The sequence below is a fragment of the Pseudophaeobacter leonis genome (assembly GCF_002087335.1).
Lineage (GTDB): Bacteria > Pseudomonadota > Alphaproteobacteria > Rhodobacterales > Rhodobacteraceae > Pseudophaeobacter > Pseudophaeobacter leonis.
Genome location: NZ_MWVJ01000057.1, coordinates 1 through 22,907, shown reverse-complemented (window position 1 = coordinate 22,907; position 22,907 = coordinate 1). Strand labels below are relative to the sequence as shown.

Genomic DNA, 22,907 nt, shown 5'->3' with positions numbered 1-22,907 from the left:
AGGTTTCCGATGTGGGTATGCAAAACATTTGCAAATTTGCCAAATTTGCCTTTGGTCTGATCTCTGCAATGGGTAGGATGCGGCAAATTCTATATGGGGATCTGTGCCATGAAAGATATTCTGTCCGAGCTGGAAGACCGCCGCGCTGCTGCGCGACTGGGGGGCGGTCAGCGCCGCATTGATGCGCAACATGGGCGTGGGAAACTGACGGCGCGCGAGCGGATCGAGATTTTGCTGGACGAGGACAGCTTTGAAGAGTTCGACATGTTCGTCTCGCATCGCTGCACAGATTTTGGCATGGAAAAACAAAAGCCTGCAGGTGATGGCGTGATCACGGGCTGGGGCACAATCAATGGCCGGATGGTCTATGTGTTTTCTCAGGACTTTACCGTCTTTGGTGGCTCACTGTCGGCAACCCATGCGCAAAAGATCTGCAAGATCCAGGATATGGCGATCCAGATCGGCGCGCCGATCATTGGCCTGAACGATTCTGGCGGTGCCCGTATTCAGGAGGGTGTCGACTCGCTTGCGGGCTATGCCGAGGTGTTTCAGCGCAATATCATGGCCAGCGGCGTAGTGCCGCAGATCTCGGTGATCATGGGGCCCTGTGCCGGCGGCGCCGTCTATTCGCCTGCGATGACCGATTTCATCTTTATGGTGAAAGACACCTCCTACATGTTTGTGACCGGCCCTGATGTGGTGAAAACGGTCACCAACGAAGTCGTGACAGCCGAAGAGCTGGGCGGCGCCTCCACCCATACCAAAAAGTCATCCGTCGCCGATGGGGCCTTTGAAAACGATGTTGAGGCCCTGGCCGAGGTGCGCCGTCTGGTCGACTTCCTGCCGCTCAACAACCGTGAAAAGCCCCCGGTGCGCCCCTTCTTTGATGAGCCGGGCCGCATTGAAGACAGTCTTGATACCCTGATCCCGGCCAACCCCAACTCTCCCTATGATATGAAAGAGCTGATCACCAAGGTGGCGGATGAGGGCGATTTCTACGAGATCCAGGAAGATTTCGCCAAGAACATCATCACCGGCTTTATCCGGCTTGAAGGCCAGACCGTTGGCGTCATCGCCAACCAGCCCATGGTGCTGGCGGGCTGCCTTGATATTGACAGCTCGCGCAAGGCGGCACGGTTTGTGCGGTTCTGCGATTGTTTCGAAATTCCGATCCTGACGCTGGTCGATGTGCCCGGCTTCCTTCCCGGCACCAGCCAGGAATATGGTGGCGTGATCAAGCACGGGGCGAAGCTTTTGTTTGCCTACGGTGAAGCCACAGTGCCAAAGGTCACGGTGATCACCCGCAAGGCCTATGGCGGTGCCTATGACGTGATGGCCTCAAAGCACCTGCGCGGTGATTTCAACTATGCCTGGCCGACCGCTGAAATCGCGGTGATGGGCGCCAAGGGGGCAACTGAAATCATTCACCGGGCCGATCTGGGCGACGCAGAAAAGATCGCCGCCCATGCCGCCGATTACGAAGACCGCTTTGCCACCCCTTTTGTGGCAGCAGAGCGCGGCTTTATTGACGAGGTGATCCAGCCCAAATCCACCCGGCGCCGGGTGTCGCGGGCCTTTGCCTCACTGCGCGGCAAGTCGCTCAAGAACCCGTGGAAAAAGCACGACAACATCCCTTTGTAAGGCGACAAAAGCGATGCGTGGCATTCACTGGCATATCCTGAACGAGGAGGGGTCTTTGACGCTCTGTCGTCAAACCCCGGCGCGCTTTGATGTGTCGGTCACGGTGGAGCTGCCAGTTGCAGATCCCCTGCGGCTGGCGCATCAGGTGCGGCAGGATATGTGGCGGGCGGTGCAAAATGGGCGCGGGTTCTCCCCGGTAGTGAAAGTCACCGCCACCAGAGGCGGGGTTGAGCTCACGGCTGGTGGTCGGGTCGCGGGGCGGGTGCCGGGGAACCTGGCGGCGCAAATCGCGATGGTGCTTGAGGACGAGGCCAAGAGGCACCGCTGGCTGCGCCATGCCGCCCCGCGCAGCTCCAAGACAGCGTCCTCTGCTCAGGGGACGGGCCCGGCTCAGGATCCTGCTCGGGATCCTGCTCGGGATCCTGCTGGCGCGCATGCAGCCATATCAATGATTGACACAGGGACCAAGACAGGCTCATGATCTGCGCCAGCCACACAGAGACAGCGCGCGCCCCAGGTGCCGCGCCAGCAGTCCCGCCCGGAGGAGCTCAAGCGATTGGGGGGCGGGGCTGCGGTTTGATTGTGCAGAGCTTTCTTATGTTTTCTCTGTCTGTGCTGCTGCTGGCGGCTCTGTCGCTGCGCGCCCAGGCGGATGCGTCGGCTGTGCAGACTGCGGCCAGCACAAACGGCAACCTGTCGGGCGCCTTTGTCCCGGTGGCCGTGCCCTCCGGGCAGCGGGTTTTGTTGTCAGAGGTGCTTTTGGACGAAAGCCCCGGCGCCCTTTGGGCCCGGTTCCGTTTTGTAGCGCCTGAAATTCGGCGCAGCGATGCTGTTGAGGCGGCGGGCGGCACGGATGCGGCAGCCATGACCTTTGAGCGCAGCGCGCCTGATATGGATCATCTGTGCGAGTCGCTTGCGCTGGAGTATCTGCGCCAGCATGACCTTGCCGCAACCATGGTGGTGATCTCTCTGTCGGACCGCCCGGTGACCTTTGGCACCCAGGATCCCGATGCAACCCAGTTTTTTGAGGCCTATCGCCCCGATGGCGATAGCTGCATCTGGGAGGCTTTCTGATGTATCTACAACATCTTGCGGATCACTCTTCAAACCAGCGCATTTTTGCGACTTTGCGGCCACAGCCCTTTGGTGGGGCTGCTTTTCGATGTGATTTACCCTCTATCCCAGCTATCCTTGGTGCGAATGGTCGCAGTACCCTTCACAAATTGAGGTTGAGGCTGGAAAGAGCCATAGGTTCAGGCAGTCTCGCAAACACATACAGGAGACAGCAATGTCCAAGAGCATCAAGTTTATCACGCTGGCAGGCCTGCTTGCGATGGTTGCCGCCTGTGGCAGCCGCGAAGAAGAGTTTGTTGTGGTTGAGCCCGAGCCCATCTCGGTCGAGCCCACATACACCGGCAAATACAAGTAACGACAATAGGGGTCCGGCCCTGTGGCCGGCTCCCGCCGTCCCTCGGGGAGCCGGATTGGAGGCACTCTCATGCTGAAGCACCGTGGGTTTCCTGGCCGTTTACCGGGAACAGATTTTCAATTCGTTGTGCGCCGTCCCAACCCCAAAGGGGTGACTGCGCTGACAAAACGCGAACGATTTCGCGACCGCAAGCCAATGGACCGCCGGGCTGGTGCGGCTTTCATGCAGGCGCTGTGGGAACAATTCGGCGACCAACCCTTTGAACGTGGCAATCTGGATGCCGGCCGTTTGAGCTGGCTGTTTGGCCGCGAGGTCCTGCCTGCCGAAGACCCGTTTGACCCAGCTGACTATGAGGCGCTTTTGGTTATCGACGTCGATGCCGCGCAGCTGGCCTTTCCGGATGCCTTTGACGGGAGCCCGATGTGATGTTTGGGGCAGGGCGCAGCGCAGGGTTGGCGACGACACGTGGAGATCTCCGCGCGTTACATGCGCCCTGTGGCGGCTTTGCCCCTTCTTCAGGCCAAGGTTCAGGCCAGACTTCAGTGCTGATATCGCTGAATGTTACATGCCGTTGTCGCGTTCGGGTGGCCAAACCCCGCCGAACAAATCAGGGTTTTGGGCGTGCTCCTGCTCATTTTCAGGGTTTTGCCGCCACCACATTGCCTGCTGGACCTGCACCTGCTTCTTGCAGGGGAGAGAAACTCTCCCGAAGAGAAGGGGTCCTATCATGCGGGCAATCATTTATTCACTCGGATTTGCGCTTTGCACAGCCTTGTCCGGCTGTGGCGACACAACTGGCGAGCAGGCAATCTACGGCGCGGGCGCCGGTGCGCTTGGCTCGGCGCTGCTGGATGGCAATCTTGTCACCGGTGCAGCCGTCGGTGCAGCCGCCAATGTCATCTATTGCAAAGAAAACCCCAGCAAATGCTGAGGGTGGTTTTGCGCTTTCCAGACTGACCTGCCAGCCCTTTTGGGCGGCACAAGATATTCACGCAAACGCCGCAGCTGAGCCATGTGCCCAGCTGCGGCGTTCTGCATTCCGGCATACAAAAGAACAAGGGACTGCCAATGTTTGAAAAGATCCTGATCGCGAACCGGGGCGAAATCGCCTGCCGTGTTATCAAGACCGCCCGCAAAATGGGTGTCAAAACCGTCGCCATCTACTCGGACGCGGACAAGCAGGCCCTGCATGTCCAAATGGCCGATGAAGCAGTACATATCGGACCACCTCCGGCAAACCAGTCCTATATCGTTATCGACAAGGTAATGGAGGCCATCCGGGCCACCGGTGCTCAGGCGGTTCATCCCGGCTATGGTTTTTTGTCGGAAAACTCCAAATTCGCCGAGGCGCTGGCCGCTGAGGGCGTCGCTTTTGTTGGCCCCCCCGTTGGTGCCATTGAAAAGATGGGTGACAAGATCACCTCGAAGAAGATCGCCCAGGAGGCTGGGGTTTCCACGGTTCCGGGCCATATGGGCCTGATCGAGGACGCGGACGAGGCGGTCAAGATCTCTAACGAGATCGGCTATCCGGTGATGCTGAAGGCCAGTGCTGGCGGTGGCGGCAAGGGCATGCGGATCGCCTGGAACGACGAAGAGGCCCGCGAAGGGTTTCAGTCGTCGAAAAATGAGGCGGCAAACTCTTTTGGGGATTACCGGATTTTTATTGAAAAATTCGTCACGCAACCGCGCCATATCGAAATTCAGGTGCTGTGCGATGCCCATGGCAACGGCATCTATCTGGGTGAGCGGGAATGCTCGATCCAGCGTCGTCAGCAAAAGGTTGTCGAAGAGGCCCCAAGCCCCTTTCTGGACGAGGCCACCCGCAAGGCGATGGGCGAGCAGGCTGTCGCCCTGGCGCAGGCGGTGGATTACGCATCGGCCGGGACTGTCGAGTTCATCGTTGATGGCGACAAGAACTTTTACTTTCTGGAAATGAACACCCGTCTGCAGGTGGAACACCCGGTGACCGAGCTGATCACGGGCGTTGATCTGGTGGAGCAGATGATCCGGGTCGCCAATGGTGAGCCGCTGAGCATCACCCAGGACGATGTGCAGCTCAATGGCTGGGCGATTGAAAACCGGCTCTATGCCGAAGACCCTTACCGTGGCTTTCTGCCCTCGATTGGCCGTCTGACCCGCTACCGTCCCCCCGCCGAGCTCTCTGCAGGGCCGCTGCTGGAAAATGGCAAATGGCAGGGCGAGGCACCGGCGGGCGAGGGCTATGCCGTGCGCAATGATACCGGCGTCTATGAAGGCGGCGAAATCTCGATGTATTATGACCCGATGATTGCCAAGCTTTGCACCTGGGCGCCGACGCGCGATCAGGCGATTGAGGCCATGCGCAACGCATTGGACGGCTTTGAGGTCGAAGGCATTGGCCACAACCTGCCGTTCCTGTCGGCGGTGATGGATCATCCGATCTTTATGGATGGCAGCATGACCACCGCCTTTATCGAAGAGCAATATCCCGACGGGTTTGTTGGTGTTGATCTGCCCGAGGCCGCGCTGCGCCGCATTGCGGCCTCGGCGGCGGCGATGAACTGGGTGAGTGAAATCCGCCGCACCCGGGTGTCGGGTCGCATGGACAACCACGAGCGCCGTGTTGGCGCTGACTGGGTGGTTGCGCTGCAGGGGCAAAATTTTGCTGTGAGCATTGAGGCCGACCATGATGGCTCAACGGTCAAGTTTGCCGATGGCAGCCAGATGCGTGTGGCCAGCCAGTGGACGCCCGGCGATCAGCTGGCGACACTGGACGTTGACGGCACGCCGCTGGTGCTGAAGGTGGGTAAGGTTTCCGGTGGCTTCCGCATCCGCTCACGCGGGGCCGACCTGAAGGTGCATGTCCGTACGCCGCGCCAGGCTCAACTGGCTGAATTAATGCCGGAAAAAGTGGCGCCTGATACCTCAAAGCTGCTGCTTTGCCCCATGCCGGGCCTGATCGTCAAGATCGATGTCGAGGTTGGTGAAGAGGTCCATGAAGGCCAGGCTTTGTGCACCGTTGAGGCGATGAAGATGGAAAACATCCTGCGCGCCGAGCGCAAGGGTGTGGTTGCCAAGATCAACGCCAGCGCCGGCGACAGTCTGGCGGTTGACGAGGTGATCATGGAATTCGAGGGGTGATATCTGAGGCGGGCATAAACCAGCCGCAGCGGGTGGGGCCTCAGGCTCTGCCCCCGGCCTCTGGCTGTCAGATACGGCATTTCTGCTGTTCTGAACCCGCCTCACTCTCTGCGCGTGGATTTCTTCCATGGCATGCGTGCACCAAATCTTCAGGACTCTGTGCAACACCTGACGCACGGATTTCTATTAAGGTGACGCATGCTTCGTTTGGCCCTAACTCTGATTTCGACGCTGCTTCTCCTGGCTGGCTGTACGCTGGACAAAGAAGAAGAGGTGCGCGCCAAGCTTGCCGACTGGGTCATGCTGGGAGATACCTATTTCTTCGAATCCAACAGCGGCTGCGCACCGGCTGTGTTTCACACCGAAAGCCCGCGCATTTCGTCGCTTCTGGAGCCCGCGCGCTCGGTCGATACCGGTCTCAAGATGCTGGCGCAGGGGCAGGCTGTGGTCTTCAAGGTGGGTGGCAAGTCCCCCAATTCGCTGGTCGAAGCGATCATGTCACGCGATCTGCCGCATGGCATCAGCGTGCTGAATTCTGGTCTCGCCGGGGTGAACTGCATGAGCGAGCTGGTCAAATCGATTTATCACCAGGCGATCATGAACCCGACCTCGAACATGGCCTTTATCCCCGAGGGCAATGCCATCATGGTGGTGGATACACAGGCCAAGGCGGTGAGCTACGTGCGCGGCAACAGCTAAGAGTTCAGTTTTCGCGCCGCTCTTCCACCTCGCGCAGGCGATCTGGAAACTTGTCGATGCTGCGGGTCAGTTCGCGCACGCTCCAGGGATGCGGTTTGCGCAGTTTGACGCCGCCATCCTTACCGACCAAAACCAGCGCAAACCCGCGCGGACGCAGATTTTTGCGCAGTTCTGATTTGGCGGCCGGATTGGTGTCGGTCAGGACAATCACGTCGCGGTCCAACAGCATCTTCGCATCGCTGCTCAAAAGTTCGATTTGCGTGTTGAACCTGGGGTCCTCGGGACTGTCTGCAAAGATCACAATGGGGCGTTTATGCCACAGGAAGCTGGCGAGATCGACGTCTTCTCCCGATTGGATCAGCACCGGGGTCTCGGGCTCCACCGTCGGTTCCGCAGTCTGCTCGGCAACCTGTTCGGCAACCGGTTCCACAGTCAGGTCTGCAGCCTGTTCTGCAACCTGGGCGCTGAGTACAGCAGGCACCGAAAGAAAACTTGTTAAAACAAGGGCTAGAATTGGTTTCATAATGTCTCCTGTTGGCCCCAATATATGCACAAGACGCGCGAATGCGATGGCGAATTGGCCGCAAAGGGCAAATAAAACACCAGACGTTAATCGCTTTGAGAGGGTCTGGAGGCAATGATTGCGCATCTTCCCTCATCGGGGGCACTGAATGTGCCTCTTGTCCAAAGAACTGGAAAAGCGATGCAAGTTTGTCTTCACCTCGGGGCACACCGCTGTGCCACCACTTCGTTTCAGGAATTTCTGCGCCAAAATGCAGAAGAGCTTGAGGCCAGCGGGATAGGATTTTGGGGGCCACGCAGAACGCGCAAAGGGTTGTTGCACGGAATTTTGCCAGTCCCTGGCATGACCGACAGCCGGTCCCTGGCCAAGCGGGCGCAGGGGCGCATCAAGATGAACCTTGATCAAAGCCGCGAGCGTGGACTGGCGCATCTGGTGATCAGTGACGAAAACCTCATTGGCAGCACCCGCACCAATCTGCGTCTTGCGACGCTGTATAGCGGAGTTGGCGAGCGCATGGCGCGCTACGCCGAGGCCTTTGGCGGCCAGATTACCTCGGTTGCCCTCAATGTGCGCAGTCTGGAGACGTATTGGACATCGGCGCTGACCTATGCGGTGACGCGGGGCCACAATGTGCCCTCATATAGACAACTGCAGGGCCTGGCCGAAAACCGACGCAGCTGGCGTGACGTGATCACCGACATTGCCTGCGCACTGCCCGAGACCACAATAAAGGTGCTGCCTTTTGAGACCTTTGGCGGCCGCCCGGAAGTGCAGCTGGCTTTGCTCAGCGCAAGTGATGAGATCCCACGGGCGCATGCCCGGGTGCGGCTCAATGCGTCTTTGCGGCTTGAGGATTTGCGGGCGCATCTTGCTGGCAGCGGCGGGCCTGACCCGCCGCAGGGGGAGGGGCGCTGGCGTCCCTTTGATGAGGTGCAATGCGCCATGCTGCGCGAGAATTATGCGGATGATCTGATGTGGCTGACTGGGGGCGCCGATGGGCTGGCCCAGCTGGCGCAGGATCCGGAACAACAGGCGGCGGGACTGAACCTGCCCCAAACAGATGTGACAAGAGGAATACCCCATGACAAGCAAGATAGACAATTGGCGGGCTCTGGCTGAAAAAGAGCTTCGTGGCCGTGCGGTTGACGACCTCACCTGGAACACGCTCGAAGGTATTGCGGTAAAGCCGCTTTATACCGAAGAAGATGTCGCGGAGCTGCCGCATATGGGCACTCTGCCTGGCTTTGGCCCCTTCACCCGTGGCGTCAAGGCGACCATGTACGCCGGACGCCCCTGGACCATCCGGCAATATGCCGGCTTTTCCACCGCCGAGGAATCAAACGCCTTTTATCGCCGCAATCTTGAAGCTGGACAGCAGGGGGTTTCCGTCGCCTTTGATCTGGCAACTCACCGGGGGTATGACAGCGATCATGAACGCGTGGTCGGGGATGTTGGCAAGGCAGGCGTGGCAATCGACTCTGTCGAGGACATGAAGATCCTGTTTGACGGTATCCCGCTCGACAAGGTTTCGGTCTCAATGACCATGAACGGCGCCGTGATCCCGATCCTGGCCAGTTTCATCGTCGCAGGCGAAGAGCAGGGCCATGACAAAGCGTTGTTGGCGGGCACCATTCAGAACGACATTCTGAAGGAATTCATGGTCCGCAACACCTATGTCTATCCGCCTGAACCCTCGATGAAAATCATCTCGGATATCATTGAATACACCTCCAACGAGATGCCCAAGTTCAACTCGATCTCGATTTCCGGCTATCACATGCAGGAAGCGGGCGCCAATCTGGTGCAGGAGCTGGCCTATACGCTGGCCGATGGTCGCGAATATGTGCGGGCTGCCACCGAGGCGGGCATGGATGTCGACAAATTTGCCGGCCGTCTCAGCTTTTTCTTTGCCATTGGCACCAACTTTTTCATGGAGATCGCCAAGCTGCGCGCCGCGCGGACCCTGTGGCATCGGGTGATGACAGAGTTTGACGCCAAGTCTGACCGCTCCAAGATGCTGCGCACCCACTGTCAGACCTCGGGCGTAAGCCTGCAGGAACAAGACCCCTATAACAACGTGATCCGTACCGCCTATGAGGCGATGTCGGCGGTTTTGGGCGGCACACAGTCGCTGCATACCAACGCGCTGGATGAGGCCATCGCGCTGCCGACCGAGTTCTCGGCCCGCATCGCTCGTAACACCCAGCTGGTGCTGCAGGAAGAAACCGGTGTGACCAATGTGATCGACCCGCTGGCGGGCTCGTATTACGTCGAGAGCCTCACAAATGAGCTGATCGACAAGGCCTGGGCCCTGATGTCCGAGGTCGAAGAGATGGGTGGCATGACCAAGGCGGTGGCCTCGGGGATGCCAAAACTGCGCATCGAAGAAAGTGCGGCCCGGCGTCAGGCGATGATCGACCGCGGCGAAGAGGTGATTGTCGGCGTCAACAAATACCGCAAGGAAAAAGAAGACCCGATCGACATTCTCGATGTGGACAATGTCGCCGTGCGTGAAAGCCAGATTCCCGGCTTGAGAAAATGCGGGCCGAGCGGGACGGCAGCGCCTGTCAGGCGGCTCTGGATGAGCTGACCCGGCGGTCGAAAGACGGTGGCAACCTGCTGGAAGCCGCGGTGGAAGCGGCGCGTATGCGGGCCTCAGTTGGAGAAATCAGCATGGCGATGGAAAAAGAATTCGGCCGTCACCGTGCCGAGGTGAAAACCCTGGCCGGTGTTTATGGCGCCGCCTATGAGGGCGATGAGGGCTTTGCTGCGATCCAGAAAAGCATCGAGGATTTTACCGAAGAAGAGGGGCGGCGGCCGCGTATCCTGGTCGTCAAGATGGGCCAGGATGGCCATGACCGGGGCGCCAAGGTGATTGCGACAGCCTTTGCTGATATCGGCTTTGATGTTGATGTGGGGCCCCTGTTTCAGACCCCGGCCGAGGCGGCGCAGGATGCTATCGACAACGATGTGCATGTGATCGGTATCTCGTCGCAGGCGGCCGGGCACAAGACCCTGGCGCCGCAGCTGGTGCAAGAGCTGAAGGCCCAGGGGGCCGGGGATATTCTGGTTATCTGTGGCGGTGTTATCCCGCAGCAGGACTACCAGTTCCTCTATGATAGCGGCGTCAAGGCAATCTTTGGCCCTGGCACCAATATCCCCGAAGGGGCGCAGGATGTCTTGAAACTGATCCGAGAAGCCCGCAGCTGAAGCGATTTAGTCAGCAGATAACACCTTAATGGGCGCGGGGTCTCTTGCGCCTGTTTTCCGTCCTGTGCGCGCTGTCCTCCAATCTGCGCATAGGGCGTCTCACTGGAGGACAGGCGTAACAGTCTGGTCAGGCGTAACTGGTCAGGCGTTGCAGGTCAGGCGTAAAAGTCGATCACAGGTTGTGAGATGTCATAGCCGGCCTTTCCCAGGGCCTTCAAAATGAACTCTCCCAAAGACAGATCTTGTTCGTGGGTCTCGTCATAGGCTTCAACCGTTGCCGCAATCAGTTCGAGAATTGCGTCATCGACTGTCCCGGCCCCCTTGGTTTCCTGCGGCGGTGGTGGCGGCGGTGGGCGTTTGGCTGCGCCAAACACAGCGCCCTCTGCCAATTCGGCAGGATCGGTGCTTGCGCCCGCGAGGGTGTAGGCAAGATCGGCCCCTTTGGCTGCGTCCTTACCCTTGACCTGGAACACGATTGTTCGCGCATTTGGGTCCAAGAGATTGTCGCCATCAAAGCTGGACAGAAACTTTGATAGTTTCGCAGCTTGTTCTTCAGTCATTTTTGTCGGTTTCTTATAAAGATTCGACATTAATTCCTGTGTCATGACACCTTGGATCATCATCAGTGTGGCCTCCTGTTAAAACCTCTTTTACGATTTACCGTGTATCTCTGGGCAACTCAGTCAGAGGCGAAGGGGCAAGGCCTATCTTTGCCCCGGGTGAATGAAATGATCCTGATGATCAAATATTTCATGCAACAAAACAATCGCCCTTAGTATGTTCTGGTTTATGAGTTATTAACAAACTGCCTCTGTATCCCGGCCAGGCAGCGCCGAAAGCTTTCAACTTGAATGTCGCCAAGGACTGGCTAGGCTGCGCCAAAAAAGGGGAGGGTGTGATGGAACTGGATCATCTGGCGGTCGCAGGCGCAACTCTGCAAGAGGCGCGTGCTCATGTGGAAGACGCACTTGGTGTGCCGCTGCAGGCGGGCGGGCAGCACGCGATGTTTGGCACCCATAATCAGCTGCTTGGGCTGGCGGATGGGCTATACCTTGAGGCCATTGCCATTGATCCTGACGCAACAGCGCAGCGACACCCCTGTTGGTTTGATCTGGACCGGTTTTCCGGCCCCCCCAGGATCAGCAACTGGATCTGCCGCTGCACGGATCTTGCGGCGCAGCTGGCCCGGTTGCCCAAAGGCGCAGGTGCGCCGGTCGCGCTGAGCCGGGGGGATCTAAAGTGGGACATGGCTGTGCCCTCTGACGGGATCCTGCCCTATGACAATCTGTTTCCGGCCCTGATTGAATGGCACTCGGAGCATCCTGCGCCCCGCCTGCAGCAGCGTGGATGTTCCCTGCTGCGTTTGACGCTTGCTCACCCCGAGGTGAAATCCTTACAGGCCTGCCTGCCAATTACTGATCCGCGCATTCGGTTTGAGGTCGGGGCCGCAGGCTTTGAGGCTGAGTTTGATACGCCACATGGCCGACGTGTGCTGTGATGAGTACGGCGATGAGTGCGTTAATGGGTGCTGTGATGAGTGCTGGGCGCGGGCGAGACACCGCCTGTTGCAATGCCGGGCGTATCTCCCATAGAACCGTGGCGCTGACAGCGTCGCTTTATTTGTACTAGGGTATCACTATGTCTCTTTGGTCTCGAATTTCTGACGCACTTGCCGCCCTTGGTCAGGGCGAAAGTCTGGCGAATGTCTTTGACCGTTTGCGTGCGCCGCCTGAACGCTCGGTTGCCTTTGCCATTGCGGTGATTGCGCTGGGGGCAAAGATGGCCAAGGCGGATGGGCAGGTGACCCGCGATGAGGTGGCCGCCTTTCGGGAAGTGTTCCAGATTGCCCAGAATGACGAAGCTGGTGCAGCCCGGGTCTTTGATATGGCGCGCACGGATATCGCCGGGTATCAGGACTATGCCGCCCGCATCCAGCGGATGTTTTCTGCCAATCCCAGCACCCTGTGTGACCTGATGGAGGGCTTGTTTCATATCGCCATGGCGGATGGCTTCTATCATCCCGGCGAGAATGAGTTTCTGCAGGACGTCAGCCGGATCTTTGGCCAGACACCGGAGCAGTTCATGGCGTTGCGGGCCCGTTTTGTCCCGGACGCGCCCAGAGATCCCTTTGCGGTTTTGGGGGTCTCGGCCGATACGCCGCGCGAAGAAATTCGCAAGCATTGGCGCCAGCTGGTGCGCGACACCCATCCAGACGCCATGATTGGCCGCGGCGTTCCTGAAGAAGCCGTGCGGCTGGCAGAGAAACGTCTGATCGACATCAACCGCGCCTGGGATGAGATCAACGGGTGTGGGTCACATGCGCCTCGTCACATATAATATCGAATGGTTCTCGCATCTGTTTGATGATGCAGACCGTTTGATGCTCGATGATAAACCCTCTGCGCGCTATGGCGTTGACCGCTACACGCAGGGCCGGGCCATTGCCTACGTTTTGCAAAGGCTTGATGCTGATGCAGTGATGGTCATTGAGGCGCCCAATACGGGGAGAAAGCAGAGCTGCACCCGGGCGCTTGAGCGGTTTGCGGCTGAGGCAGGGCTGCGGACCCGCAAGGCCATTTCAGGCTTTGCCACGGATACCCATCAGGAAATTGCGCTGCTGTTTGATACGGATGTGCTGTCTGTGGTGGAGGATCCTCAGGCCAGCGAGGCTGCGCCGCGATTTGATGATGTCTTTCATATCGATCTTGATGTTGACGACCGTATGGACCGGGTGCGATTTTCCAAACCTCCGCTTGAGCTGAAGGTCACGACATCCGGGGGCACGGTCCTGCGGATGATTGGGGCGCATCTGAAATCAAAAGCGCCGCGTGGCGCTCAAAACCCGGACGAGGTGGCGCGGATCTCCATTGCCAACCGGCGCAAGCAACTGGCCCAGGCCATCTGGCTGCATCGCCGCATCAAGGAACATGTTGAGGCCCGCGATCATGTCATCGTGCTGGGCGATCTCAACGACGGGCCCGGCCTGGATGAATACGAGCGCCTTTTTCGCAAATCCTCGGTCGAAATCGTCATGGGAGAAGAGCTGGTCGACCCGCATGCACAAAGCCTGCGCAAGCCGCGCCAGCAGATGCAGCTCTCAACATCGCGCTTTTATAACCCTGAAACAAAACGCTATTTCCGCGCTCTGCTGGACTATATCATGATCTCTGAGGGGCTTGAGGCCTATGCGCCGCGCTGGCGGATCTGGCATCCTTTTGAGGATGCGGAATGTTATGACGACATCGACCTGCGGGAAGCCCTGCTGACGGCCTCTGATCATTTTCCGGTCTCGCTTGACATTGAGCTGACTTAAATTTCTCAGGCAAAGGGCCTATATTGATCTGATGAAACATATCATAGCCCCCGCGGCGCTTGCCGCCTGCCTGTTTGCCTCGCCTGTTGTCGCCCAGCAGGGCGATAAAGACACCGATACCGGACCCAGCCTGATGGAGCGCGGAGCGGAGTTGTTCTGGGAGGGGCTGCGACAGGAGATGGCGCCGGCTCTTGAAGAATTCCACGATTTGATGGCAACGATCGGCCCCTCGATGCAGGGCTTTTTGACCGAAATGGGCCCGGCTTTGGCCGAGATCGCAGATCAGGTCGAGGACTGGAGCCGCTATGAAGCGCCCGAGATTTTGCCGAACGGTGATATTATCATCCGCCGCAAACCGGCGGAGCCAGAGACGCCGATTGAAGAGGGCGACAAGCAAAGCGATGGCGCAACAGATATCTGAGACGCATGGGCTGCGATGAGTTGCGGCTCTGGCCCACGGGCCGCCAGATCGGGCCCGGACCATTTGGCGGTGCCATTTGCCGGTGCCATGTACCGGCGCCATTTGGCGGTATTGAGCGCAAAAAGATGGTCCGGGCGGGCAGCAGGGGGGGCTGGCTGGCCTGCGTTATTTGACGATCTTGACGCTGAGCTCTGCCCGCAGCGCATCTGCAAGCGATTTAAGACGTGACTCGGCCACCTCGCCAAACAGATCCTCAGAGGCACTTGGCAACTCCAGGCACAGATGACGCTTGCGCGGCTGCCATTTAAGCTTGCCGATATCGCCGTCCTTGCTCACCATCAACATGGCGCCAAAGCGCATGGCCTTGCCCAGGATCTCGGCTTCTTTCTGACCCTTCTCGTCCAGCAGATCAAACAGGTGATCAAAGGCGTTTCCTTCGCGCTTATTGCGGTAACGGTGCAGCAGCGCCAGGCCAAGAAAGACCCGTTCAGAGTGTTTCAGGCCCCCCAGATTGGCGCGCGTGGCATTGTCAAAACAGACCTCGGCGCGATAGTCTGGATGGGCGCGCCAGCTGACGTCATGCAGCAGGCAGGCGGCTTTGATCAGGCGTTTCTTGGTGTGTGGGTCGGAATTGAACAGCGGGATGACAAAATCATACAGTGTCTTGCCAAAACCGGGCAGGCGGGCATCCTTTGCTTCGGCAAAACGGCAGGATTCCACCAGTGGATCACGGTTGCGCAGGCGTTGTGGCATCTGTTCATACAGCAGACCCTCGCGAATACCATAGCTGGAAATCGCAATGTCCTTGGGCTTGAACGTCTTGACCAGGCGCGCCAGCACATCCATGGCATAGGGGACCAGAGACATCCGCGCGCTGGAGATCCCGCAGGCGCTGCGCAGCTCGTCTATGTCTGTGGCGTCGATATATTTCAGCGTTTCGCGCACATCCCGCGCCGTCATGCGATACTCATGCAGCACGCGCAAAGGATAGCCCCGGCGCATCATGTCGACACGGGCAATTGCGCGCCAGCTGCCGCCGACCAGAAACAACCGGTCGGTCTGCTTGCCCATCTCGGCGCTCAGCTCTTCCATAGCTTCGGCGATATGGGCCTTGCGTCCGCGCCGCCCGCCTTTGATGTCGCGCAGCTTTAATGGCCCCAAAGAGGAGGTCATCCGCTTGCCGACTTCCCCATCATGGATCTCTGCCAGCTCCATTGACGAGCCGCCGATATCGCAGACCAGCCCATAAGAGCCAGGCCAACCCAAAAGCACGCCCTGTGCGGACAGGCGCGCCTCTTCCCGGCCGTCAATCACCCAGATCTTTAGCCCGGTTTCGCGCAGAACTTCGGCGCAAAAATCCGCACCGTCCGAGGCATCGCGCACAGCGGCGGTGGCAACCACCGAAAGCCCCGGCAATCCCATGCCCTTGGCCAGATGCTGAAAGCGGCGCAGCGCGGACAAGGCCCGCATGCGCCCCTTGGGGTTCAGCTTGCCGGTTTCGGAGAGGCCCGCGCCCAGCGCACACATAATTTTTTCATTGTAGAAATAGGCGGGGCTGCGCGCCGCGCCGTCAAAAATCACCATACGGACCGAGTTTGACCCCACATCGACCACTCCGACGCGTGAAAGGGCGCGCGCACCTGGGTCTTCAAAGACCGGGCGCCCAAAGGGGCCCCAATCGGCGGCGGAGCTGTCCTGGGCTGCGGTCATGGGCGTCTCTTCAGTTCTGCATTGTTTGTGGCACGATGGGCCAAGCCCCGTGTCAGGTCAATCGCTTGTGGTTGCGACATTTCCGGTGGCTTGTGGCAGGTCTTGGTGTCGGTCTTGTGACATCAGTCTGACAGCAAGGGGGCGCGACAGAGTGCGTCCCTCAGAGAGCGCCAGATTGTCCAGTTGCTCAACGATTTGAGCGGCAGCGGCAAAGGAGCGATCCATATGGGCCACAAGATAGGGGATCACGTCCGGTTTTGGCGTCACTTGCCGGTCATTGAACAGTTTTGCCAGCACCACCGCCAGCAGGGCATCATCCGGAGCCTGCAGCTCTGCATGGGTTGCGGCCTGCATTCGGCTTTGCAGATCGGCCAGACTAAGCTGCCACAGGTTGGGCGCGGCCTGACCGGTGAGCATCAGGGCATGGCCATTGGACAGGACCAGATTATGCAGGTGAAACAGGGCGTTCTGCGCGCCGGCATCATTGGCAATCGCGGGTACGTCTTCACTAACGAGGGGGCCCTGTGCGAGGGCAGGAACCTTATCTTCGCTCAGCTCACTGGCCTGCCGGATCTGGGCCCCGGACTGGCTGGCCCAGACATGCGCAAGATGGGTCTTGCCCGAGCCTGAGGGGCCGGTCAGGACCAGTTTACCACTGGGCCAGGCAAAGGAGGGGTCCAGCAGGGCGACGGCCATGGCATTGGAGGGGGCGACAAAGAAATCATCCCGCCCCAGCGCTGTTTTTGCGGGCAGATCAAAGCTGAGTTGTTGCGCCATATCAGTGCGGATCCTGATCCGAACCCTGCGCTGAGGGTGCCTCAACTGACGGGGCACTGGCAGGGTGGTCCTTTGACGCCGGGTGGCTCAAACCCTGATACAGGCGGCTGTCGAGATATTGCTCCACCAGGAAACGTGCGACCACCCCGAGGGCGGCGGCCACTGGGACCGCGACCAACACGCCGCCAAATCCAAACAGGGCACCAAACACCGACAGCGCCAGCAACAGCCAGACCGGGTGCAACCCGACAGATTTGCCCACCAGTTTGGGTGTGAGGTAGTTGCCCTCCATCACCTGACCCAGCGCAAATATCGCCCCTACCATACCAATGGACCACCAGTCGCCCCAGAACTGAAACAGCGCCAAGCCAATGGCAAGCGCGCCACCAATCAGGGCGCCGAGATAGGGAATAAAGGTGACCCGCCCGGAAATAAAGCCAACCGCCAGACCAAAATTCAGCCCAACCAGCATCAGCGAGATCGCGTAGTAGCTGCCAAGGATCAGACAAACAGTGCCCATGCCCCGAATAAAGGAGGCCAGAACCGCATCGACCTGCTGCATCAGGCGACGGATAACCGGGGCGTGATCACGCGGCAAAAGACTGTCTATGCGCTCGATCATGCGGTCCCAGTCCAGCAGCAGATAGACGGCAACAACTGGAACGATAACCAATAAGACCAACAAGTTAAGCAATGTCGCAGCGGAGCCTGCAAGCCCTTCGATAAGCTCAATCCCCTTGCCCTGCAGGGTGCCTGCAATCTGTGCGATGCTCTGTTGTGCCCGGCTGCCTTCGGTAAAGACTGAAGGAAAATGGGTCTGGGCAAAGGTGCGCAGATCGCGAAAGGCCTCGGGGATGATCTGAGCCAGATCTATCATTTGCCCGATCAGGGTTGGCAGCACAAGCAGCAGCACAAGCAGGAAAATAAGGACCGACCCCACGATGATCACAGCCGTGGCCGCAGCGCGGCTCAACCCGAGGGCTTCAAGCCGGTCGGCAACCGGGTCGATCATATAGGCAATCGCGGCTCCCAACACAAAGGGCAGCAGCACATCGCCCAACGACCACAGCAGCACTGCCAAAACAGCGGCGGTTATGCCCCAGTATTTGAATTGTTTTTTTGCCGGAAGGGCCATTACGTGTCACTCGTTTTGGTCGGTTTTGATTTGCCCCAGTTTTCCCCGAAGGGCAGGGCGGTGCAAGGGGAGGGCCCCCCTCTAACAAAGGTATTCCGGGGATAGTTTCAACTTGGGTGTGGATAGTTTTTTCGCGGGGGTGCTGAAAATCCAGATTTTTCGACCCCTGTGTCAGGGCAATTACAGCCCAGCCAGACCGTATGATACGCCAGATGTTTTCACAGGCCAGGCCGTGAGGCAGGCTAGTCTATGCGCACGCCCTGGCGTTTCAGCTCGGTTTGGACGGCGGAAATGTCGAGCGCATCCAGCGCGCGCCCTGTCTTGATCGACAGCGCAGCAGCAATGCCAGCGCCCTGACCAGCGACGGCGCAACAGGCCATGTTGCGGGTGGCGGCATGGGCAATCTTGTCGCCGCCAATGGCGCGCCCCGTCACCAAAAGGCCTTCAACGCCGCGGGGCAGCATGCTGCGATAGGGGATCTGCATGTAGCGCCCGGTGGTGGGCAGGATCAGCACGCCGTAGCCATCGATGAATTCAGGGTAGATACCAATGGTATCCTCAAACCGCCCCTGATTGCGGGTCTCGTCTTCGGTGATGTTGTGATGCGCGTCGATCTTGCGGGTGTCGCGGATGCCAATGGTCATGCCAAAATTGCGCAATCGCGCCGCCTCACATCCCGGTGTGTAGGCTTTCAGGGCCTCAATGGCCAACATCGCCTGGATGCGCCCCTCTATTTCGCCGCGTGTCATGCTGTCGGGGTCGGTTCCGTCGATCCCGGCCAGGTGGACCAAATTCATATAGGTCATCTCACCACTGTCATGCACCGCCCCCCAGGTGCCGCCAATGGTGTTGAGATGGGACGGGATGAGGCCGTCGCGGATCGCTTTGGCAAAGGGTTTGGCCAGAAAGGGCGAGAACATTTCATCCTCTTTGCCTGAGGTCTCGACCTGCCATTCCCCCGTCGACCAGTTGGCATAGGTTTGCGGATCATCCCTGACGCCTGCCATGAACTTTTGTTTGTCGACGCCGGCAATGTGGAACATCACGCTTGCCGCCTGCATCTCCTCTACAGGGGTTTTGATCGTTGGAGCCCCCATCATATGGGCAATGTCGGCATCGCCGGTGGCATCAATCACCCGCTTTGCCAGAATCGCTTCACGGCCCGCCTTGCTCTCGACAATCACACCTGTGATGCGGCGGCCATCGCGGATTGGGGCGACAAACATCCGGTGCAGCATCGGGTGAATGCCAGCCTCCTGCACCAGACGGTCCGCCACCAGCTTGAACCCCTCGCTGTCCAGCTCATACGACAGCGACTGGCTTTCGGGCACGGCGGCCCCCATTGCGCGGGCGCGCTCTTCAAACTCCCAGCCGATGCCGTGGGCCTCAACCGTTTGTTCGTGGCGATACCAGGCAAAGCCTTCAACGCCGACGGTGGTGATATTGCCGCCAAAGCAGCCAAACCGGTCGAGCAAAGTCACCTCGACACCTGTGCGCGCCGCTGCCAGGGCCGCCGCCAGCCCGCCGGGGCCAGAGCCAACCACCAGCAGGTCGGTCTGGTGAATGACCGGAATTTCGCGGGCTGGCTCAAGAATGGTGTCGTGCATTTTGGTCTCACTTGCCTGAGGGGTTCTGCCAGTCTTGTAAAACTTGAACCGTTGTTCAAGAAAGAAAGCGGCAGAAAGGGGCAAATACGACATCTGCGTGCTGTGCCCCGGGTATTTGACGCGTTGGTTTGAGCACCCGGTTTGACGCGTCTGGGCGGGCCTGAGCAGCAGCTCCAGGCGGAGTGGGCCGTAAAGCGCGATTGAATGCGGCGCTTTGATGGCTTAGACCGCTTGCGAACCCCATCGTGAGAATGAGATCGACATGCGCCTGTCCCGCTACTTCCTGCCTGTTCTGAAAGAGAACCCTTCTGAGGCCCAGATCGTCAGCCATCGCTATATGCTGCGCGCCGGACTGATCAAGCAATCCTCTGCCGGGATCTATTCCTGGTTGCCGCTTGGCTTTAAGGTGCTGAAAAAGCTCGAAGGCATCGTGCATGAAGAGCAGCAGCGCGCCGGTCACATGCCAATGCTGATGCCCACCATCCAGTCGGCCGATCTGTGGCGCGAATCCGGTCGCTACGATGACTACGGTCAGGAAATGCTGCGGATGCAGGATCGCCATGGTCGCGACATGCTGTTTACGCCCACGGCCGAAGAGCTGATCACCGATATTTTCCGGGCCCATGTCAGCAGTTACAAAGACCTGCCGCTGACCATGTATCAGATCCAGTGGAAGTTCCGCGACGAGATCCGCCCCCGGTTCGGCGTGATGCGCGGTCGCGAATTCTACATGAAAGACGGCTACAACTTTGACCTCAGCAAAGAGGATGCGCTGCACGCCTATAACCGCCATCTGGTGAGCTACCTGCGCACCTATGAGCGTATGGGGTTGCAGGCGATCCCGATGCGCGCCGATGGTGGACCCATTGGTGGCGACTACACCCATGAGTTCCTGGTGCTGGCCGAAACCGGCGAGTCGGAGGTATTCTACGATTCTGCCGTCACCGACCTCAGCTTTGGCGACCGCGAGATTGACTATGACGATGTCGCACAGTGCCAGGGTGTGCTGGAAGAGTTCACCTCAAAATACGCCCGCACCGATGAGACCCATGATGAGGCCCTGTTCAACGCGGTGCCTGAAGAGCGCCGCAAGGTCGCACGCGGTATCGAGGTTGGCCAGATCTTCTACTTTGGCGCCAAATACTCTGAGGCGCTGAACGCCACCGTTCAGGGGCCTGATGGCAAGCCAACGCCGGTTCACATGGGCTCGCACGGGATTGGTGTCTCGCGTCTGCTGGGGGCCATTATCGAGGCCAGCCATGACGACAAGGGCATCATCTGGCCCGAAGGCGTGACGCCGTTCCACTGTGGTATCCAACCTGAAACAGGGTGACGATGAGGCCGATGCCGCCTGCAACCAGCTCTATGCGGCGCTTACAGCGCTGGGCCTTGAGCCGCTGTATGATGATCGTAAAGAACGCGCCGGCGGTAAATTCGCGACGATGGACCTGATCGGTCTGCCCTGGCGTATCACCGTCGGGCCACGCGGGTTGAAGAACGGCGTGGTTGAGCTGACGTCGCGCCGCACCGGCGAAAGCGAAGAGATGTCGCCCGAAGAGGCGGTGAAAAAGGTCGCAGAAATCTATGCGCCGCATCAGGCCGGTCGCGGCTTCTGAGCGCGCCCCTCTGAAAAGATGCACTGATCTGACTGAAAATGCCCGCGCAACGACGCGGGCATTTTTGTTAGTTCAGGGTCAAATCCGGTTCACGAGGCGCGGCTGAATTTGGCATCCGCCGGCATATGCGCATCAAACAGACTGGCAATGAGCCGGGTCAGGGGGCGGCCCTCGGCAGTGATCTCAAGGCGATGCGCGGTCAGGCTGACAAGATCGCCAAACCGCGCCTCTACCTTGGCCAGATCCGCCTCCAGCCCGGCGCAGAGCGCACCAAACTCTTGCTGTAACGCGTTGCGGTCAATAGTAAAGTCGCACATGATCATCTCGATGGCACGGGCCCGCATCAGGTCTTCTGGTGTCATCTCATGGCCGCGGCTGCCCGTCAGATGGCCTGCCTCGATCTGTTTGACATAGGCGGGGGTTGCGGCTGCATTCTGCACGTAGCCGCCAGCAAAGCGCGAAATCGACGAGCGCCAATGCCGATGAGGGTCGGGCAGGTGTCTTCGGTGTAGCCCTGGAAATTCCGCCGCAGATGGCCGCTGCGCGCCGCCTGCGCCAAGCCATCCTGAGGAAGCGCAAAATGGTCGATACCGATGGGCGCAAATCCTGCCGCAGCAAAGGCCTCTGCGGATTGACCTGCCAAAGCGTGGCGCGCCAGATCATCCGGCAGCATCGCCTCATCGATGAGTTTCTGGCGCTTAGCGACCCAGGGCACATGGGCATAGCCAAACAGCGCGATGCGGTCGGGGCGCAGGCTGAGCACTTTGTCCAGCGTATCCGCCATGCGCGCAGCTGTCTGATGCGGCAGGCCGTAGACCAGATCGGCATTCAGCGAGGTAATCCCTGCGGCGCGCAGATCTTCGACACAGGCCCATGTCGCCTCATAGGGCTGCTCCCGGCCGATGGCCTGTTGCACCAGCGGGTCAAAGTCCTGAATGCCAATACTGGCGCGGCTCATGCCCTCGCAGGCGAGGGCCGCGATTTTGTCGCGGTCTACCAAGGTCGGGTCGATCTCGACCGAAAACTCCCAGTCAGGCGTATGCGGGAACACCGCCTTTACCGCGCGGGCCAGGCGATGGATCAGATGGGACGGCGGCAGGATCGTCGGCGTGCCGCCGCCCCAATGCAGCCGTCCCATGCGCAAACCGTCGGGCAGCTCTTTGGCGAGCAGGGCCAGCTCAGCCTCCAGCGTGGCGATGTAGTTTTCGACCGGGCTCAGCGATTGGGTACCCTGGGTGCGACAGGCGCAAAACCAGCACAGCCGCTCGCAAAAGGGAATGTGGATGTACACCGAGACCGGCACCTTTGGGTCAAGTGCTGCCAACTGGCGTTTTTGCATGTCCAGCCCAACTGCGGGGCTGAACTCCGGAGCGGTCGGATATGAGGTATAGCGGGGCACGCGGCTGTCAAAAAGCCCAAGCGATGAAAGGCGGTCAATCTGTTTCATGCCTCTCATGTGTCGCTTTTTGCGCAAGGCTGCTTTGCGCCGGCAATCAAATTGCCCTTTGATTGCCGGCAGAAAATGACGCCTGCGGCCCTGTTTAACCCACCGGGAGGTGCCGCTGGTAAGCCCTTGATAGGTAAGGTGGCCAGAGTGGTGATCTGCGGTCAGTTGCAGGTGAGAAGAATTGTGCGTCTGAGGTGAGTTTCCATTTGACGCTCGCCGCCCGCCGTCCTATACGCCCCTCACGACACCTGCCCAGGTG

Annotated in this window: 20 protein-coding genes and 3 pseudogenes; 16 read left to right on the top strand and 7 right to left on the bottom strand. The window is 59.3% G+C overall.

What is annotated here, in order from left to right; all coding sequences use genetic code 11:
* Positions 1-108: 108 nt before the first annotated feature.
* From B4968_RS13350 to B4968_RS13320, 8 genes are all read left to right on the top strand, one after another.
* Positions 109-1,641, top strand: a complete 1,533-nt coding sequence (locus B4968_RS13350; protein WP_083099693.1) for an acyl-CoA carboxylase subunit beta — start codon at positions 109-111, stop codon at positions 1,639-1,641.
* A 13-nt stretch (positions 1,642-1,654) separates the two neighbouring features.
* On the top strand, positions 1,655-2,122 hold the full coding sequence (locus B4968_RS13345) for a hypothetical protein (RefSeq protein WP_083099671.1): 468 nt from the start codon (positions 1,655-1,657) through the stop codon (positions 2,120-2,122).
* Positions 2,123-2,238: 116 nt separating this feature from the next.
* Positions 2,239-2,715, top strand: a complete 477-nt coding sequence (locus tag B4968_RS13340; RefSeq protein WP_241525734.1) for a DUF6497 family protein — start codon at positions 2,239-2,241, stop codon at positions 2,713-2,715.
* Positions 2,716-2,929: 214 nt separating this feature from the next.
* Positions 2,930-3,070: a hypothetical protein gene (locus B4968_RS23710; RefSeq protein ID WP_162843571.1), complete on the top strand. Its 141-nt coding sequence runs from the start codon at positions 2,930-2,932 to the stop codon at positions 3,068-3,070.
* Between the two features lie 69 nt (positions 3,071-3,139).
* Complete coding sequence (locus B4968_RS13335; protein WP_083099667.1) at positions 3,140-3,496, top strand: hypothetical protein; 357 nt, start codon at positions 3,140-3,142, stop codon at positions 3,494-3,496.
* Positions 3,497-3,797: 301 nt separating this feature from the next.
* Complete coding sequence (locus B4968_RS13330; RefSeq protein WP_083099665.1) at positions 3,798-4,001, top strand: hypothetical protein; 204 nt, start codon at positions 3,798-3,800, stop codon at positions 3,999-4,001.
* Between the two features lie 137 nt (positions 4,002-4,138).
* Entirely contained in the window at positions 4,139-6,190 is a 2,052-nt protein-coding gene (locus B4968_RS13325) for an acetyl-CoA carboxylase biotin carboxylase subunit (RefSeq protein WP_083099690.1), read from the top strand.
* A 198-nt stretch (positions 6,191-6,388) separates the two neighbouring features.
* Complete coding sequence (locus B4968_RS13320) at positions 6,389-6,889, top strand: hypothetical protein (protein ID WP_083099663.1); 501 nt, start codon at positions 6,389-6,391, stop codon at positions 6,887-6,889.
* A 4-nt stretch (positions 6,890-6,893) separates the two neighbouring features.
* Here the strand turns inward: B4968_RS13320 and B4968_RS13315 are convergent, their stop codons facing one another.
* Positions 6,894-7,412, bottom strand: coding sequence for a DUF4174 domain-containing protein (locus tag B4968_RS13315; protein ID WP_083099660.1), 519 nt, complete (start codon positions 7,410-7,412; stop codon positions 6,894-6,896).
* Between the two features lie 342 nt (positions 7,413-7,754).
* Here B4968_RS13315 and B4968_RS13310 point away from each other — a divergent pair, with 342 nt between their 5' ends.
* The 3 genes and pseudogenes from B4968_RS13310 to B4968_RS26390 all read left to right on the top strand — a co-directional run bounded on the left by B4968_RS13310 (position 7,755) and on the right by B4968_RS26390 (position 10,622).
* The gene (locus B4968_RS13310; RefSeq protein WP_241525733.1) at positions 7,755-8,531 is read left to right on the top strand and encodes a hypothetical protein; all 777 of its coding nucleotides are present in this window, start codon (positions 7,755-7,757) and stop codon (positions 8,529-8,531) included.
* Positions 8,494-10,052, top strand: a pseudogene (gene scpA / locus B4968_RS13305) (methylmalonyl-CoA mutase); the annotation flags it as partial. The gene B4968_RS13310 and the pseudogene scpA, both read left to right, overlap by 38 nt.
* A 6-nt stretch (positions 10,053-10,058) precedes the next feature.
* A complete protein-coding gene (locus tag B4968_RS26390; protein ID WP_479559058.1) occupies positions 10,059-10,622 on the top strand; it encodes a cobalamin-dependent protein in 564 nt (187 codons plus the stop codon).
* A gap of 155 nt (positions 10,623-10,777) precedes the next feature.
* Here B4968_RS26390 and B4968_RS13300 read toward each other — a convergent pair whose 3' ends face one another.
* The gene (locus B4968_RS13300) at positions 10,778-11,182 is read right to left on the bottom strand and encodes a hypothetical protein (RefSeq protein ID WP_139792814.1); all 405 of its coding nucleotides are present in this window, start codon (positions 11,180-11,182) and stop codon (positions 10,778-10,780) included.
* A 338-nt stretch (positions 11,183-11,520) separates the two neighbouring features.
* Between B4968_RS13300 and B4968_RS13295 the strand changes: the two genes are divergently transcribed.
* The 4 genes from B4968_RS13295 (at position 11,521) to B4968_RS13280 (ending at position 14,356) form a co-directional block, all read left to right on the top strand.
* Complete coding sequence (locus tag B4968_RS13295; RefSeq protein WP_083099687.1) at positions 11,521-12,120, top strand: VOC family protein; 600 nt, start codon at positions 11,521-11,523, stop codon at positions 12,118-12,120.
* A gap of 140 nt (positions 12,121-12,260) precedes the next feature.
* Positions 12,261-12,959, top strand: a complete 699-nt coding sequence (locus B4968_RS13290; RefSeq protein WP_083099653.1) for a molecular chaperone DjiA — start codon at positions 12,261-12,263, stop codon at positions 12,957-12,959.
* The gene (locus tag B4968_RS13285; protein WP_083099650.1) at positions 12,940-13,935 is read left to right on the top strand and encodes an endonuclease/exonuclease/phosphatase family protein; all 996 of its coding nucleotides are present in this window, start codon (positions 12,940-12,942) and stop codon (positions 13,933-13,935) included. The genes B4968_RS13290 and B4968_RS13285 overlap by 20 nt, the downstream gene beginning before the upstream one ends.
* A gap of 31 nt (positions 13,936-13,966) precedes the next feature.
* Complete coding sequence (locus B4968_RS13280; protein WP_083099647.1) at positions 13,967-14,356, top strand: hypothetical protein; 390 nt, start codon at positions 13,967-13,969, stop codon at positions 14,354-14,356.
* Positions 14,357-14,521: 165 nt separating this feature from the next.
* On the opposite strand, the gene B4968_RS13275 is transcribed toward B4968_RS13280, so the two are convergent.
* The 4 genes from B4968_RS13275 to B4968_RS13260 all read right to left on the bottom strand — a co-directional run bounded on the left by B4968_RS13275 (position 14,522) and on the right by B4968_RS13260 (position 19,585).
* Complete coding sequence (locus B4968_RS13275; RefSeq protein WP_083099645.1) at positions 14,522-16,066, bottom strand: Ppx/GppA family phosphatase; 1,545 nt, start codon at positions 16,064-16,066, stop codon at positions 14,522-14,524.
* 57 nt (positions 16,067-16,123) lie between these two features.
* A complete protein-coding gene (locus tag B4968_RS13270; RefSeq protein WP_083099642.1) occupies positions 16,124-16,843 on the bottom strand; it encodes a P-loop NTPase family protein in 720 nt (239 codons plus the stop codon).
* Position 16,844: 1 nt separating this feature from the next.
* The gene (locus B4968_RS13265; protein ID WP_083099639.1) at positions 16,845-17,978 is read right to left on the bottom strand and encodes an AI-2E family transporter; all 1,134 of its coding nucleotides are present in this window, start codon (positions 17,976-17,978) and stop codon (positions 16,845-16,847) included.
* Between the two features lie 242 nt (positions 17,979-18,220).
* Positions 18,221-19,585 (bottom strand): FAD-dependent oxidoreductase, encoded by a 1,365-nt coding sequence (locus tag B4968_RS13260; protein ID WP_083099684.1) that lies wholly within the window; start codon positions 19,583-19,585, stop codon positions 18,221-18,223.
* Positions 19,586-19,847: 262 nt separating this feature from the next.
* Here B4968_RS13260 and proS point away from each other — a divergent pair.
* Positions 19,848-21,201: pseudogene (gene proS / locus B4968_RS13255) on the top strand (proline--tRNA ligase).
* A gap of 89 nt (positions 21,202-21,290) precedes the next feature.
* Here the strand turns inward: proS and hemN are convergent.
* Positions 21,291-22,648, bottom strand: a pseudogene (gene hemN / locus B4968_RS13250) (oxygen-independent coproporphyrinogen III oxidase).
* Between the last annotated feature and the right edge of the window lie 259 nt (positions 22,649-22,907).

Bases quoted from the DNA above. Each gene is read 5' to 3' on its own strand.
- B4968_RS13350 (WP_083099693.1), top strand. From the start codon at position 109: ATGAAAGATATTCTGTCCGAGCTGGAAGACCGCCGCGCTGCTGCGCGA.
- B4968_RS13345 (WP_083099671.1), top strand. From the start codon at position 1,655: ATGCGTGGCATTCACTGGCATATCCTGAACGAGGAGGGGTCTTTGACG.
- B4968_RS13340 (WP_241525734.1), top strand. From the start codon at position 2,239: ATGTTTTCTCTGTCTGTGCTGCTGCTGGCGGCTCTGTCGCTGCGCGCC.
- B4968_RS23710 (WP_162843571.1), top strand. From the start codon at position 2,930: ATGTCCAAGAGCATCAAGTTTATCACGCTGGCAGGCCTGCTTGCGATG.
- B4968_RS13335 (WP_083099667.1), top strand. From the start codon at position 3,140: ATGCTGAAGCACCGTGGGTTTCCTGGCCGTTTACCGGGAACAGATTTT.
- B4968_RS13330 (WP_083099665.1), top strand. From the start codon at position 3,798: ATGCGGGCAATCATTTATTCACTCGGATTTGCGCTTTGCACAGCCTTG.
- B4968_RS13325 (WP_083099690.1), top strand. From the start codon at position 4,139: ATGTTTGAAAAGATCCTGATCGCGAACCGGGGCGAAATCGCCTGCCGT.
- B4968_RS13320 (WP_083099663.1), top strand. From the start codon at position 6,389: ATGCTTCGTTTGGCCCTAACTCTGATTTCGACGCTGCTTCTCCTGGCT.
- B4968_RS13315 (WP_083099660.1), bottom strand. From the start codon at position 7,412: ATGAAACCAATTCTAGCCCTTGTTTTAACAAGTTTTCTTTCGGTGCCT.
- B4968_RS13310 (WP_241525733.1), top strand. From the start codon at position 7,755: ATGACCGACAGCCGGTCCCTGGCCAAGCGGGCGCAGGGGCGCATCAAG.
- B4968_RS26390 (WP_479559058.1), top strand. From the start codon at position 10,059: ATGCGGGCCTCAGTTGGAGAAATCAGCATGGCGATGGAAAAAGAATTC.
- B4968_RS13300 (WP_139792814.1), bottom strand. From the start codon at position 11,182: ATGACTGAAGAACAAGCTGCGAAACTATCAAAGTTTCTGTCCAGCTTT.
- B4968_RS13295 (WP_083099687.1), top strand. From the start codon at position 11,521: ATGGAACTGGATCATCTGGCGGTCGCAGGCGCAACTCTGCAAGAGGCG.
- B4968_RS13290 (WP_083099653.1), top strand. From the start codon at position 12,261: ATGTCTCTTTGGTCTCGAATTTCTGACGCACTTGCCGCCCTTGGTCAG.
- B4968_RS13285 (WP_083099650.1), top strand. From the start codon at position 12,940: ATGCGCCTCGTCACATATAATATCGAATGGTTCTCGCATCTGTTTGAT.
- B4968_RS13280 (WP_083099647.1), top strand. From the start codon at position 13,967: ATGAAACATATCATAGCCCCCGCGGCGCTTGCCGCCTGCCTGTTTGCC.
- B4968_RS13275 (WP_083099645.1), bottom strand. From the start codon at position 16,066: ATGACCGCAGCCCAGGACAGCTCCGCCGCCGATTGGGGCCCCTTTGGG.
- B4968_RS13270 (WP_083099642.1), bottom strand. From the start codon at position 16,843: ATGGCGCAACAACTCAGCTTTGATCTGCCCGCAAAAACAGCGCTGGGG.
- B4968_RS13265 (WP_083099639.1), bottom strand. From the start codon at position 17,978: ATGGCCCTTCCGGCAAAAAAACAATTCAAATACTGGGGCATAACCGCC.
- B4968_RS13260 (WP_083099684.1), bottom strand. From the start codon at position 19,585: ATGCACGACACCATTCTTGAGCCAGCCCGCGAAATTCCGGTCATTCAC.